13 protein-coding genes are annotated in these 13,271 nt (G+C 65.2%); 4 read left to right on the forward strand and 9 right to left on the reverse strand.

All coding sequences use genetic code 11. The annotated features are described in order from the left end of the window. A complete protein-coding gene (locus tag F3N42_RS08270) occupies positions 1-669 on the reverse strand; it encodes a thiol:disulfide interchange protein DsbA/DsbL (protein WP_191621308.1) in 669 nt (222 codons plus the stop codon). A 75-nt stretch (positions 670-744) separates the two neighbouring features. Next, positions 745-1,371, reverse strand: coding sequence for a c-type cytochrome (locus F3N42_RS08275; RefSeq protein ID WP_224784818.1), 627 nt, complete (start codon positions 1,369-1,371; stop codon positions 745-747). Between the two features lie 133 nt (positions 1,372-1,504). On the opposite strand from F3N42_RS08275, the gene yihA reads away from it, so the two are divergent. Genes yihA through aroE form a run of 3 tightly spaced genes read left to right on the forward strand, consistent with a single transcriptional unit; the run spans position 1,505 to position 3,984 of the window. Next, positions 1,505-2,125, forward strand: a complete 621-nt coding sequence (gene yihA / locus F3N42_RS08280; protein WP_150863963.1) for a ribosome biogenesis GTP-binding protein YihA/YsxC — start codon at positions 1,505-1,507, stop codon at positions 2,123-2,125. Between the two features lie 39 nt (positions 2,126-2,164). Beyond that, positions 2,165-3,160: a porphobilinogen synthase gene (gene hemB, locus F3N42_RS08285; protein ID WP_150863964.1), complete on the forward strand. Its 996-nt coding sequence runs from the start codon at positions 2,165-2,167 to the stop codon at positions 3,158-3,160. After that, positions 3,157-3,984, forward strand: coding sequence for a shikimate dehydrogenase (gene aroE, locus F3N42_RS08290; protein WP_150863965.1), 828 nt, complete (start codon positions 3,157-3,159; stop codon positions 3,982-3,984). Before hemB ends, aroE begins: the two co-directional genes overlap by 4 nt. On the opposite strand, the gene trmH is transcribed toward aroE, so the two are convergent. The 3 genes from trmH to F3N42_RS15745 are packed head-to-tail and all read right to left on the reverse strand — an operon-like array spanning position 3,981 to position 5,574. Further along, positions 3,981-4,652, reverse strand: coding sequence for a tRNA (guanosine(18)-2'-O)-methyltransferase TrmH (trmH, locus tag F3N42_RS08295; RefSeq protein ID WP_150863966.1), 672 nt, complete (start codon positions 4,650-4,652; stop codon positions 3,981-3,983). The two genes, aroE and trmH, sit on opposite strands and share 4 nt — an antisense overlap. After that, positions 4,649-5,155, reverse strand: coding sequence for a TRAP transporter small permease subunit (locus F3N42_RS08300; protein ID WP_406600460.1), 507 nt, complete (start codon positions 5,153-5,155; stop codon positions 4,649-4,651). The genes trmH and F3N42_RS08300 overlap by 4 nt, the downstream gene beginning before the upstream one ends. Then, entirely contained in the window at positions 5,146-5,574 is a 429-nt protein-coding gene (locus tag F3N42_RS15745) for a DUF2782 domain-containing protein (RefSeq protein WP_224784821.1), read from the reverse strand. The genes F3N42_RS08300 and F3N42_RS15745 overlap by 10 nt, the downstream gene beginning before the upstream one ends. Before the next feature lie 68 nt (positions 5,575-5,642). On the opposite strand from F3N42_RS15745, the gene polA reads away from it, so the two are divergent. Next, positions 5,643-8,336, forward strand: coding sequence for a DNA polymerase I (polA, locus tag F3N42_RS08310; protein ID WP_150863967.1), 2,694 nt, complete (start codon positions 5,643-5,645; stop codon positions 8,334-8,336). Between the two features lie 228 nt (positions 8,337-8,564). Here the strand turns inward: polA and hemF are convergent, their stop codons facing one another. The 4 genes from hemF to F3N42_RS08330 all read right to left on the reverse strand — a co-directional run bounded on the left by hemF (position 8,565) and on the right by F3N42_RS08330 (position 13,148). Further along, on the reverse strand, positions 8,565-9,518 hold the full coding sequence (gene hemF / locus F3N42_RS08315; protein WP_224784822.1) for an oxygen-dependent coproporphyrinogen oxidase: 954 nt from the start codon (positions 9,516-9,518) through the stop codon (positions 8,565-8,567). Beyond that, positions 9,515-10,069: an L-threonylcarbamoyladenylate synthase gene (locus F3N42_RS08320; RefSeq protein ID WP_150863968.1), complete on the reverse strand. Its 555-nt coding sequence runs from the start codon at positions 10,067-10,069 to the stop codon at positions 9,515-9,517. Before F3N42_RS08320 ends, hemF begins: the two co-directional genes overlap by 4 nt. 5 nt (positions 10,070-10,074) lie before the next feature. Further along, positions 10,075-12,531 carry a DNA topoisomerase I gene (locus F3N42_RS08325; protein WP_150863969.1) on the reverse strand — a complete coding sequence of 819 codons (2,457 nt, stop codon included), beginning with the start codon at positions 12,529-12,531 and terminating at the stop codon, positions 10,075-10,077. Between the two features lie 140 nt (positions 12,532-12,671). Beyond that, positions 12,672-13,148: a DUF494 family protein gene (locus tag F3N42_RS08330; protein WP_150863970.1), complete on the reverse strand. Its 477-nt coding sequence runs from the start codon at positions 13,146-13,148 to the stop codon at positions 12,672-12,674. Between the last annotated feature and the right edge of the window lie 123 nt (positions 13,149-13,271).

Consider the following 13,271-nt stretch of genomic DNA (forward strand, 5'->3'; position numbering starts at 1 on the left):
TTACTGCGCCGGGGTGGCGACCTGGGCCACTGACTCCGTGGCCATTTCCTGCGCGACCAGGTAGTCAACAACGGCCAGCATCTGGTCGAAACCGCTGACGGCACCACCCGCGCTGACACGGTACTTGCCATTGACCAGCATTGACGGCGTACCGCTAACACCGGCCTGGCGCACCTGCTGCTGTTCACGCTTCATGCGCATGTCGACGGCGAACGACTTCGACGTGGCGACGAACTTTTCGGCGTCAACGCCAAACTGGGAGTAGAACTCGGCCAGCTCGTCCATGTTGCGCATCTGGCGCTTGTCTTTCCAGATGATGTCCATCATTGCCTTGTGCGAGGCGTTCTCGATACCGAGCACGGACGCGGTGACATAGGCGCGGGCGTACAGCGACCAGATGGCGCGGCCGAACTCGACCGGGATGCGGTCAAACTGCACCGATTCCGGCTGCTTGGCGTGCCAGTTCTCGATGTACGGCTCGAAGGAGGCACAGTGGCTGCACAGGTAGCTGAACACCTCGGTCACCTTGACGCCGTCAATCGGGCGATAGCCCTCGGGCTGTTCGATGGTGAAGTAGTGCTTGCCTTCTTCAAACGGCGCGCCGGACTGTGCCCAGGCGGGGAAGGACGCAGCGGCCAGGCTGATTACGGTCAACAGGGTCTTGATCATGGCTCTCTCCATTGCTTCCGGCTGTGACCACGCAAACCGCGCGGGGTTCCGCGCGGCGGGTCCAGCGGCGTGGAATTATTCGCCGGCGGCGTGCAGGCCTTCGATGTAGCTGGCGACGGCGTCGATTTCGGCGTCGGTCAGGTAACGGGCCACGCCGGTCATGACCTGGCTGGGCGCGTCGTCTTCACCCCAGGTGTCACCGGCGCGGAATTTCTTCAGCATGTTGGCCGTGTAGGTGGCGTGCTGGCCAGCCAGTTTCGGGTAACCGGCGAGCGGGATGCCTTCACCGGCCGCGCCATGGCAGGCCAGGCAGGCGGGCGTGCCTTCATCGGCGTTGCCACCGCGGTAGAGCTTTTCGCCGGCGGCGACCAGCGCCTCGTCGGCGGCGGCCGGCTTGGCGGCCTGCTCGGAGAAGTACGCGGCCAGGTCTTCGATGTCCTGCGCGTCCAGGCTGGCGACCAGGGCCTGCATTTCCGGCACCGGGCGCTCGCCATCGCGAATCAGCGTGGTCTGGCGGACCAGGTAGTCCGGGTGCTGGCCGGCCAGTTTCGGCCAGTTGGCCACGGTGCTGTTACCGTCAATGCCATGACAGGCCGCGCAGGTGGCAGCTTTGCTTTGCCCGGCGGCCGCGTCGCCCTCGGCGAAGGCGGTCAGGCTCATCAGGATGGACAGGCTGGCTACAGCCCAGCGAATTGCGATCATGGCTCGTGTCTCCGTTCCCTCACGATGGGATGCTAAGTCGGTACAATGGTCCGGACGGCCCGCTATTATCCCGATTTCAATCGCCGCATTCCAGCGCTGGTGACCAGCGCGGCGGCCCGCCTGGAGCGACACCATGCCCGCCGACAACCCGTTCCGACAGGCCCAGTACCTGACCAGCGCCCATCACCTGCACCAGTTGCCACCGGACGCCGGCTTCGAATTCGCCATCGCCGGCCGTTCAAATGCCGGCAAATCCAGCGCCTTGAACACCCTGACAGGACAGAAATCACTGGCGCGAACCAGCAAGACCCCGGGACGCACGCAGCAGATCGTAATTTTCGAGCTGGATATCTCGCGGCGCATCGCCGACCTGCCCGGCTATGGCTACGCCAAGGTGCCGGTGAAGCTCAAGCAGCACTGGACCCAGGTCATGGAAACCTACCTGGAGACCCGCCACTGCCTGCGCGGCGTGGTCCTGGTCATGGATATCCGCCACCCGCTGAAGCCGTTCGACGAGCAGATGCTGAACTGGAGCGCGGCCGCCGGCCTGCCCGTGCACGTGCTGCTGACCAAGGCCGACAAGCTCAAGCGCGGCCCGGCGCAGGCCTCGTTGCTGAAAGTGCGCAAGGCCTTACCCCCTGGCGCCACGGCGCAGGTATTTTCATCGACCAGCCGGCAGGGGCTGGAAGAATGGGTCGAGACCATCAAGCCGTGGATGGACTACGGCACTGACAGCCCGGATGGCGTCGATTAAACTGCCCCACCTCCGCCCGATGCTGAACCGGACACCCCAATGAGCTACCCCATCACCCGAATGCGCCGCATGCGCGCCGACGACTTCAGCCGCCGGCTGGCCCGAGAGAACAGGCTGACCGTCGATGACCTGGTCTGGCCGGTCTTCGTCCTCGACGGCGACGACCATGCCGAGGCGGTGCCGTCCATGCCCGGCGTGGAGCGTATGACCATCGACCGGCTGCTGGTGGCCGCGGGTGAGGCCCACGCACTGGGTATCCCGGCGCTGGCGCTGTTCCCGGTCACCGCCGCCGACGCGAAATCCGCGGACGGACGCGAAGCCTGGAATCCCGAAGGCCTGGCGCAGCGCGCGGTCGCTGCGCTTAAAGCCGCGTACCCGGAACTGGGTGTGATCACCGACGTCGCCCTGGACCCGTACACCACGCACGGCCAGGACGGCCTGCTGGATGACGACGGGTACGTGGTCAACGACGCCACCATCGACGCGCTGGTGAAGCAGGCGCTGTCGCATGCCGCCGCCGGTGCGGACGTGGTCGCACCTTCGGACATGATGGACGGGCGCGTCGGCGCTATCCGTAACGCGCTGGAAGACGCCGGCCATGTGAACACCCGCATCCTGGCCTACTCGGCCAAGTACGCGTCATCGTTCTACGGCCCGTTCCGCGACGCGGTCGGCTCTGCCGGCAACCTGGGCGGCGGCAACAAGTACACCTACCAGATGGACCCGGCCAATGGCGACGAGGCGCTCACCGAGGCCGGCCTCGACCTGGACGAAGGCGCCGACATGGTCATGGTCAAGCCCGGCATGCCGTACCTGGACATCGTCCGGCGGGTGAAGGATGAGTTCGGCGCGCCGACGCTGGTCTACCAGGTCTCCGGCGAGTACGCGATGCTCAAGGCCGCGGCGGCCAACGGCTGGCTCGACGAGCAGGCGGTGGTCATGGAGTCGCTACTGGCCTTCAAGCGCGCCGGCGCCGACGCCATCCTCACCTACTTCGCCCCGCAGGCCGCGGCCTGGCTCAAGCTGGCACGATGAGCGAGCGACCAGCGCTGCGCCTGGCGATTTTCGGCTCGCCGGTCGCGCAGTCCAAATCACCGCTGATTCACCCGATGTTCGGCCGCCAGTTCGGTATCGATATCCACTACGACGCCCGAGAGGCCCCGGCGGGAACCCTCGCCGACGCGCTGGCCGCGTTCGCCGCCGAGGGTGGCCAGGGGGGCAACATTACCGCGCCGCTGAAGCAGGAAGTCCGGGCGCTGGCGACGACCTGTTCAAGGCGCGTCGAACTGGCCGGCGCCGCCAATACCCTGGTCCGTCGCGACGGCGGCTGGCATGCCGAGAACACCGACGGCGCCGGCCTGGTCAGCGACCTGGAGCGGCTGGGCCTGGCACCCGCCGGAAAGACCATCATCATCCTGGGCGCCGGCGGCGCCACGCGCGGCGCATTGGCGGCGCTGCTGGACGCGGGCGCCCGGCGCATCGACATCTACAACCGCACCGCGGCCACGGCAGAAGCCCTGGCACGCGCCCATGCCGACCTTGGGGACGTCCGTGGGTTCGGCTTCGGGCAGCTGGATCAGGCCCGGGCGGCGGACCTGGTCATGAACGCGACGTCACTGGGGCACCACGGCGACCTGCCGCCGCTACGAAACGCGCTATTCGCGCCGGGCGCGACCTGTTACGACTTCAACTATGGCGCCGCGGCAACGCCCATCCTGGGCTGGTGCGCGGCCAACGACATTGCCGCGCACGATGGCCTGGGCATGCTGGTCGGCCAGGCCGTGGTGAGCTTCGAGATCTGGACCGGAAAGCGCCCCGATCCTGCGCCGGTCATGGCGTTTCTGCGCGGCGAAAGCTAGCGCTTCGAGCGCTTGCGCGGGTCTTCAAGCAGGTCACCGTCGGCGTTGATGGCCGGATAGGCGACATCGTGGTCGCGGCACCAGCGCGCCAGCGTCGGGTGCAGCCATTCGAACCGCGTTTTCCGGTGTTTTGCGGGCGCCATCCGGCTGCTCTCGTACAAACCCGCGGCACGGCGCTGCGCCAGCGCCTCGTACAAGACCACTGCGCAGGCCACCGATACGTTCAGTGACTGGCTCATGCCCATCATCGGGATGACAATCTCGGTATCCACGCGCGCCAGCGCGTCGTCGGTCACGCCAAAGGCCTCGGTACCCAGCAGCAACGCGGTCGGCACGGTGTAATCCACATCCCGGTAATCAACAGCCCGGTCGGAAAGGTGCGCGCCAAGGATGGTGAAGCCATCCGACTTCAATGACGCGCAGGCGCTGTCGATGTCGTCATGAATGACCGGTGTGACCCACTTTTCCGCCCCCTGGGAGGTGTGCCAGTGACGCCTGGGCCGGTCCTTGCCCGGCACGATGTGGACTTCGGGAATGCCGACGGCGTCGCAGGTGCGTACCACGGCCGACAGGTTGCGCGGCTTGTGCAGGTTCTCGGCCAGGATGGCCAGGTCGGGCTGGCGCCGGTTGAGCACGCCGTCCAGGCGCGCGAGCCGCTCCGGGGTCATGCGGCCGCTTGGGTGCCGCGAATGTGCGCCAGTTGCCGGGGCAGGGCCGCGAGGGCCTGGGCCAGGAGCAACAGCGGCATGACCAAGACCAGGGTCTTCAGCAGGTAGACCGCGGCCAGGCCGCCGGCCTCGCCGGACGCCTCGCGCATTCGCCACGAGGCGGCCACGTAATCCCAACCGACCAGCAGCACGAAAATGCAGAACGGTGCCAGCAAAATCAGCGTGCCCAGCAGGTCGACCCAAGCCTGCCGGCGCGGTGACGCCTGGCGATAGAAGATGTCCACGCGGACATGACCATCATCCTGCAAGGTCCAGGCCGCGGCCACCATGAAAACGGTCGCGTGCATCCAGGTGACCGATTCCTGCAACCAGATCCAGCCGCGATCAAGGCCGTAGCGCAGCACCACGATACCGAAGGTCACGACCACCATGGCCAGGGTCAGCCAAGCCGCGGCCCGCCCCAGCACGGCGACGGCCCGTTCGACCGTCCCGGTCAATGCCACTCCTTGATCTTCCAGTACACCGGCTTGACCGGGTAGGCGGAGCGGTCGCTCTCGCGCAACTCCAGGCGGCCGTCACCGTCGTCGTCGACGTAGTAGTACGGAATGCCGTTTTTCGGCGTGATCTTCACCATGTAGACCTGGCCGTCCATGCGGTACTCCTCGACCAGGTTGTCGTCCTCGTCGCGGCGGATATCAACGGTGGGCTCCAGGCGGGAATCTTCGTCCTGCACTTTTGGCGGGATGGGCACGCCCTCGTCCAGTTCCTCGACCGGGCGATCCGGCGCGTCAATGGGCGGGATCGGCGGCGGCGCGGCCGGGTCGTCCGACTGCGCGGCCAGCGGCAAAGGTGCCAGCAACAGCAGGGCCACCGGCCACCTGGCCAGCCTGGCAGTAACGCATTCGTGGATTCGTCGAATCATGCCTGTATCCCCCCACCGGGTTTGAGTATGCTGAGCATAGCAGACCTCATAACCCGGCTTCCCTAACCATGCTCAGCCCTGATTCCAAGACCCTCTACCTGGTGGACGGTTCGTCCTACCTGTACCGCGCCTTTCACGCCCTGCCCAACCTGACCAATTCCGGGGGTGAGCCCACCGGCGCGCTGCTGGGCGTGGCCAACATGCTGCGCCGCCTGGTCCGCGAAGCCACCGACGCCGGCAGTGACCGCGTGGCCGTAGTGTTCGACGCCAAGGGGCCCACCTTCCGCCACGAACTGTACGCTGACTACAAGGCCAATCGGCCGCCGATGCCCGGCGAACTGCGCGCCCAGGTCGAATCCATTCACCAGCTGGTCCAGCTGCTCGGACTGCCGATCATCCAGGTCGAGGGCGTGGAAGCCGACGACGTGATCGGCACACTCGCGCGCCGGGCCGAGGCTGACGGCCTGGGCTGCGTGGTCTCCACCGGCGACAAGGACCTGGCTCAGCTGGTCACCGACCGGGTCACGCTGGTCAACACCATGTCCGACACCCGCATGGACCGGGCCGGCGTCGAGGAAAAGTTTGGCGTGCCACCGGAGCGTATCGTCGATTTCCTGGCCCTGACTGGCGACAAGGCCGACAACATTCCGGGCGTTGAAAAGTGCGGGCCAAAGACCGCGGCCAAGTGGCTGCAGGCCTGGGGCGACCTGGATGGCGTCATGGCCCACGCCGACGAGATCGGCGGAAAAATTGGCGGCTACCTGCGCGACGCATTGGAGACCCTGCCTTTATCGCGGGAACTGGCGACCATTCGCGACAATGTTGAGCTCGACAGCGCGCCCGACGCATTGCGCATGGGCGATACCGACGAATCGGCGCTGCGCGAGTTCCTGCAGCGTTACGAGTTCAACAGCTGGCTGCAGGAACTGGGCGACGAACCCACCGCGCCGGTCGAGGCCCGGTACGACACCGTCACCGACCAGGCGGGGTTCGAGGCCTGGGTCGAGCGCCTGCGGGGCGCGGAGCTGATCGCTTTCGATACCGAGACCGACAGCCTGGACCCGATGCGCGCCAACCTGGTCGGCCTCAGCTTCGCGGTCGAGCCCGGCCATGCCGCCTACCTGCCCCTGGGCCACGACTACCCCGGCGCGCCGAAACAGCTGGCCATGGATGATGTGCTTGAAGCGCTCCGCCCGATCCTCGAAAGCCCGGACCACGCCCTGGTCGGCCAGCACTTCAAATACGACATGAACGTCCTGGCCCGCTACGGCATCGAGGTCGATGGCCTGGCCTACGACACCATGCTTGAGTCCTACGTCTTCAACAGCACCGGCAGCCGCCACGACATGGATTCGCTGGCGCTGAAATACCTGGGTCGCAACACCATTCACTACGAAGATGTCGCCGGCAAGGGTGCGAAGCAGATCACCTTCAACCAGGTGGCGCTGGAGGAGGCCGGCCCTTACGCGGCCGAAGACGCCGACATCACGCTGCAACTGCACCAGCACCTGTGGCCCAGGCTGTCAGAAGAGGCCGCGCCGGCCAGCGTGTTCAGCGACATCGAGATGCCCCTGGTGCCGGTTCTGGCGCGCATGGAGCGCCACGGCGTACTGATCGACGGTGAGCTGCTGCGCCGGCAGAGCAGCGAGATGGCCAGGGACATTATCGACCTGGAGAAGCGCGCCCACGAGGCCGCCGGCCAGCCATTCAACCTGGGTTCACCCAAGCAACTACAGGAGATCCTGTTCGAGAAGCTGGAACTGCCGGTGGTGCGCCGCACGCCGAAAGGCCAGCCGTCGACCGCCGAAGACGTGCTGCACGAGCTGGCCGCGGACTTCGAGTTGCCGAAACTGATCCTGGAATACCGCTCGCTGTCGAAGCTGAAGTCCACCTATACCGACAAGCTGCCGGAGGAGATCAACCCGGACACCGGCCGCGTGCACACCTCGTACCACCAGGCAGTGGCGGCAACCGGGCGGCTGTCGTCGTCCAATCCCAACCTGCAGAACATCCCGATCCGCACCGCGCGCGGGCGGCGGATCCGCGAGGCCTTCATCGCCCCCGAGGGCATGTGCGTGCTCGCCGCCGACTATTCGCAGATCGAACTGCGGATCATGGCCCACCTGTCGTCTGATGAGGGCCTGCTGCGCGCGTTCCGTGACGGCGTGGATGTCCACCGTGCCACGGCCGGTGAGGTCTTTGGCGTGGATGCCGAAGCCGTCACCACGGACCAGCGCCGCGCCGCCAAGGCCATCAACTTCGGGCTGATGTACGGCATGTCGGCCTTCGGCCTGGCACGACAGCTGGATATCGCCCGCGGCGAGGCGCTGGACTACATGGACACCTATTTCGCCCGCTACCCCGGGGTGCGCGATTACATGGAGCGCACCCGCGAAACGGCGCGGGAACAGGGCTACGTGGAAACGCTGTTCGGCCGTCGCCTGTACCTGCCGGACATCACCGCGTCGAACCAGCAGCGCCGCCAGGGCGCCGAGCGCGCCGCCATCAACGCGCCCATGCAGGGCACCGCGGCCGACATCATCAAGCGCGCCATGATCACCGTCGATCGCTGGCTGCGTTCCGAGCAGCCGCGGACACGCCTGACCATGCAGGTGCACGATGAACTGGTCCTGGAAGTCCCCGTCGACGACCTGGACACGGTCCGCGCCGGCATCATCGAGCGCATGGAAGCAGCGGCGGAGTTGGACGTGCCGCTGGTGGTCGACGCCGGCCACGGCCCAAACTGGGACGACGCCCATTGATGGGAGGAGTGAGGAGAGAGGAGTGAATAGCAAGAACTCTCCCACTCCTTACTCCTCACTCCTCTCTCATTACTCCTCACCAACAAAAAACCCCGGGCGCGGGGCGCCCGGGGTTAACGAAGGGTTCCGGCTTTGGGGGAAGCACCGAACCCGGTTTTAGGTCCACCCAGGGAGGAGGCGGACCGAGCCACGGAAGCGGCTCGTTAAATCAGACCACCGGGGGGGTGTTTAGGTTCCGTGTTGTTCTTCTGCGTTGACCGAAAGCCAGTCGCGCGGAACCAGGAAATAGTCGGTCAGTTCCGCCTCCGGTGAACCGGGCTCCGGCTGCCAGTTGTAGCGCCACGCGGCTTGCGGCGGCATCGACATCAGGATGGACTCGGTACGACCGCCGGACTGCAGGCCAAAGAGTGTGCCGCGGTCATACACCAGGTTGAACTCAACGTAGCGCCCACGGCGATAGAGCTGGAACGCGCGCTCGCGCTCCGACCAGGGCTGGTCGCGTCGGCGCTCGACAATGGGCAGGTAGGCGTCCAGGTAGGCGTCACCGACCGAGCGCAGGAAGCCGAAGCAGCGGTCGAAACCCCATTCGTTCAGGTCGTCGAAAAACAGGCCACCCACGCCACGCGCCTCGTCACGATGGCGGTTGTGGAAGTACCGGTCACACCAATCCTTGTGTTCCGCGTAGACCTGCTCGCCCCAGGGCCAGCAAGCGTCACTGGCGACCTGGTGCCAGTGGACGATGTCTTCGAGCACCGGGTAGTACGGCGTCAGGTCGAAGCCACCGCCGAACCACCACACCGGCTCGCCATCACCGTTACTGGCCTCGAAATAGCGCACGTTGGCATGGCTCGTCGGCACGTGGGGGTTACGGGGATGCATGACCAGTGAAACGCCCATGGCCTGGAAACCGCGCCCGGCCAGTTCCGGGCGGGCCTTACTGGCCGATGGTGGCAACTGGTCGCCGAACACGTGGGAAAAATTGACGCCACCCTGCTCGAACACCTGGCCGTCCGCCATGACGCGGGTGCGGCCACCGCCACCGCCGGCCCGGTCCCAGGCGTCTTCGACGAATCCTTCGCCGCCATCGGCAGCGGCCAGGCTGTTGCAGATGCGGTCCTGCAGGTCCAGCAGGTAGTCGCGCACGAGCATGCCCTGCGGGCTCAGTTCAATGGCTGTCGTCATGCCGGTCTCAGGATCTTGCCAGTCGCCAGGTCGCGAATCTCGCTGCAATTGTCCTTACCGCCCAAGGCGCCGGCAACGATGCCATCAATGAAGTCGCCGAAATACGTTTCGACTTCGCCGGCCGAACGCGCCGGCGGCGTGCCGTGGGGGTTAGCGCTGGTGGACACCACCGGCCCGCCGAAGGCATCGCACAGCGCCCGGCAGCCTTCGTGCGCGGTCACGCGCAGGGCCTGGGTGGGGTGGTCCCCGGTAATGAAATGTGGCGCGTCGGCCGCTTTCGGGAACAGCCAGGTGACCGGCCCGGGCCAGGTCGCCAGCGCGGGTTCCGGGTTGGCATCGCCGACCCAACCACTGAACTGCGTGAAGTCGCTACCGATCAGGATCAGCCCCATCGATTCCGCGCGCTGCTTGAGCGCCAGGATGCGGCGCACCGCTTTTTCGTTATGCGGATCACAGCCCAGGCCGAAAACGGCCTCGGTGGGGTACGCGATGACGCCGCCATCGTGCATGACGGCGGCCGCCTGTTCCGGGGTGAGCAGCGTATGCCGCATGGGTGTCAGGCTTCGGTGCTTGCCGGCACCTTCGCGGTGCTTTTCTTGGTGGCCTTTTTCTTAGACGCCTTCTTCTTTGACGTCTTCTTGCCCGCGGCCTTCTTCGTGGTCTTCTTCCTGGCCTTCTTTTTCGCGGCCTTCTTGCGCCGGCCGCGCTTGGGCTCCGGCGCGGCTTCCAGCACCGCTTCGCATTCTTCCAACGTGTAGGATTCCGGCTCGCGGTCCTTCGGCAGGCGGACGTTCTTGTGGCCGTCCGTGATGAACGGCCCCCAGCGGCCTTTCAGGATCTGGATTTCGCTGTCTTCCCAGGTGCGCAGGATCTTGTCCAGATCGGCCTGCTTCTTGGCCGCGATCAGCTCCAGCGCCTGCTCCAGGGTGACATCGTGCGGGTCGATTTCCTTCAGCGAAACAAATTTGCTGCCGTAACGGATGAACGGGCCGAAACGGCCGATACCGGCGGCGATGTCCTCGCCGTCTTCCGTCTCGCCTAGGTCACGCGGCAGCTTGAACAGCTCCAGGGCTTCTTCCAGCGTGATGGTTTCCAGGCTCTGGCCCGGGCGCAACCCGGCGAAGGCCGGCTTGTCGTCGTCATCGCGGGTGCCGATCATCGCGTGCGGGCCATAGCGACCCAGGCGCACCGACACGGGTTTGCCGGTCTTCGGATCGTCGCCAAGGATGCGCGCCTGGCGCGCGTCGTCGCGGCTGACCGTCTCGGCCTTTTCCTCGATGCGTTCGTGGAATGGCTTCCAGAACTCGGTCAGCAACGGCTTCCAGTCGCGTTCGCCGCGCGAGACCGCGTCCAGGTCGTCTTCCAGGCGCGCGGTGAATTCGTAATCGACATAGTCGTCGAAATGGTTTTCCAGGAACCGCTCAACCACGCGACCCGTGTCGGTCGGGATAAACCGGCGGCGGTCGATGTAGACATAGTGCCGGTTCTGCAACGTCTGGATGATGCTGGCGTAGGTTGACGGCCGGCCGATGCCATATTCCTCCAGCGTCTTGACCAGGCTCGCTTCCGAGTAACGGGGCGGCGGCTGGGTGAAGTGCTGGTCGGCGCGGATGTCGTTGACCACCACCTCGTCGCCTTCCTCGAGTTGCGGCAGCCGTACTTCTTTCTCTTCCTTGCCCTGGGCCGCGCTTTCTTCATAGGCCGCCAGGAAACCGGGGAAGGTCACCACCGAGCCGTTGGCGCGGAACGTGGCACCAGCGCCGCAATCGAATTCGACCGCCACCAGGTCCAGTTTTGCCGGCGTCATCTGTGAAGCCACCGAGCGCTTCCAGATCAGGCCGTAGAGCCTGGCCTGGTCTTCGCTTAAGTAACGCTTCGCCTTGTCCGGGGTCAGGTCGGCCATGGTCGGGCGGATGGCCTCGTGGGCCTCCTGGGCGTTCTTCGACTTGTTGGCGTAAAAGTTCGGCTTTTCCGGCAGGTAGTCGGCGCCAAACTGTCGCGATATCTGTCCACGCAGGTCATTCAGCGCATCGTTGGACAGCGTCACCGAGTCGGTACGCATATACGTGATCAGGCCCTGGTTGACTCCATCGATGGCCACGCCCTCGTACAACTGCTGCGCGGTCTGCATGGTGCGCCTTGCGGTGAAGCCCAGCTTGCGCGAGGCATCCATCTGCAGGGTCGAGGTGATGAACGGCGCCGCCGGCCGGCGCTGGCGCTGGCTGCGGTCGACGCGGTTGACCACCAGGCGGCCCGGCGTGGGCGCATCCGCGGTGCCGCCGACACCGGCGTGGCCGGCCAGCGCGGCGCGCGCACCGGCCGCCGTGTCGCCGTCGGTAATATCGAACTGCTCGTATTTCTTGCCGTTGAGCTGCACCAGGCGCGACTCGAACGGTGTGTCGCCCTTTTGCATGTCGGCGTGGAACGACCAGTATTCCTGCGGATCGAAGGCCTCGATCTCGCGCTCACGCTCGACGATCATGCGCAACGCTGGGCTCTGTACACGGCCGGCGGACAGGCCGGTCTTGATCTTGCGCCACAGCAGCGGTGACAGGTTGAAGCCCACCAGGTGGTCCAGCGCGCGGCGGGCCTGCTGCGCGTTGACCAGGTCCATCGACAGCTCCCGCGGATTGGCGACGGCCTCTTCGATGGCGCGTTTGGTAATTTCGGAGAACTCGACGCGGTAGAAATCACGGCCGTCCACCAGGCCCTTCTCACGCAGGATCTCGTAGATATGCCAGGAGATGGCCTCGCCTTCGCGATCAAGGTCAGTGGCGAGGTACACGGCTTCGGCCTTTTTGGCGGCCTTGATAATGCGATCCACGTGCTTCTTGCTGCCATCGGACAGCTCGTAGTGCATCGCGAAGTCATTGTCGATATCAACCGCGCCGTCCTTCGACGGCAGGTCACGGATATGCCCGTATGACGCCAGCACCTCGAAATCCGGTCCGAGGTAGCGGTTGATGGTAGTCGCCTTGGCCGGCGACTCTACGATGAGCAGATTTTTTGCCATATGAAAGAACCCGCGGGCTCTCCTCGTGGTACGGAGCGCGCGAGCTTTGATTGACGCTTCCGAATGATCAGCACAGGCGACATCCCGTCACCCTCGAATGGGCGACTGGTCGCACCCCGGGCCAGGCGACCCTTTTTTAATTAGTGCCGATATTCCTGTTCGCTGTCAAACATGAAGTCTTCCATCCAGGCGTAGTTGGCTTCCTGGCCCGGCTGGTTGAACAGCACCATCAGCACCACCCACTTCACGTCTTCCAGCGTGATTTCCTCGGCGTCCAGGGCCATTAACCGGTCCAGGACCAGCTCGCGGCGCTGCGCGTCGAGAATGCCGATGTTTTCCAGGTACATCAGGAAATCCCGGCTGTCGGTTTCGATGCGATTGACCTCGGAATCAACATAGACGCGGATCGGGCGGTCGGCCTGCAGCTTGAGTTCCGGCAAATGCCGTTGCTCAGCCAGTCCATCCAGCCAGTGAAACGCCTTGTCGATTTCGGCGGCGGTGAATCCCGCCTGGTGCAGGTTGTCTTCCATGTCGGCCCGGTCAGGTTCTTGCTCGGGCTCGTCATAGAAGTACTTCTCGAACAGAAACATCAGTACGTCGAGTACGTTTTCTTTCATTATTTCCTCTGGTCGCAGGTCATCTTTTTTTATCAGGCAGATGACCAGTCCTCTCAGCTCCAGCACGTCCAGCTTTCAACAAATAGCCGCCCGCGTCAATGGATAACGAAAAATTTTTCCTGT

The organism is Marinihelvus fidelis (assembly GCF_008725655.1).
GTDB lineage: Bacteria > Pseudomonadota > Gammaproteobacteria > Xanthomonadales > SZUA-36 > Marinihelvus > Marinihelvus fidelis.

Bases quoted from the DNA above. Each gene is read 5' to 3' on its own strand.
- F3N42_RS08270 (WP_191621308.1), bottom strand. From the start codon at position 669: ATGATCAAGACCCTGTTGACCGTAATCAGCCTGGCCGCTGCGTCCTTC.
- F3N42_RS08275 (WP_224784818.1), bottom strand. From the start codon at position 1,371: ATGATCGCAATTCGCTGGGCTGTAGCCAGCCTGTCCATCCTGATGAGC.
- yihA (WP_150863963.1), top strand. From the start codon at position 1,505: ATGCCCGCCGACAACCCGTTCCGACAGGCCCAGTACCTGACCAGCGCC.
- hemB (WP_150863964.1), top strand. From the start codon at position 2,165: ATGAGCTACCCCATCACCCGAATGCGCCGCATGCGCGCCGACGACTTC.
- aroE (WP_150863965.1), top strand. From the start codon at position 3,157: ATGAGCGAGCGACCAGCGCTGCGCCTGGCGATTTTCGGCTCGCCGGTC.
- trmH (WP_150863966.1), bottom strand. From the start codon at position 4,652: ATGACCCCGGAGCGGCTCGCGCGCCTGGACGGCGTGCTCAACCGGCGC.
- F3N42_RS15745 (WP_224784821.1), bottom strand. From the start codon at position 5,574: ATGATTCGACGAATCCACGAATGCGTTACTGCCAGGCTGGCCAGGTGG.
- polA (WP_150863967.1), top strand. From the start codon at position 5,643: ATGCTCAGCCCTGATTCCAAGACCCTCTACCTGGTGGACGGTTCGTCC.
- hemF (WP_224784822.1), bottom strand. From the start codon at position 9,518: ATGACGACAGCCATTGAACTGAGCCCGCAGGGCATGCTCGTGCGCGAC.
- F3N42_RS08320 (WP_150863968.1), bottom strand. From the start codon at position 10,069: ATGCGGCATACGCTGCTCACCCCGGAACAGGCGGCCGCCGTCATGCAC.
- F3N42_RS08325 (WP_150863969.1), bottom strand. From the start codon at position 12,531: ATGGCAAAAAATCTGCTCATCGTAGAGTCGCCGGCCAAGGCGACTACC.
- F3N42_RS08330 (WP_150863970.1), bottom strand. From the start codon at position 13,148: ATGAAAGAAAACGTACTCGACGTACTGATGTTTCTGTTCGAGAAGTAC.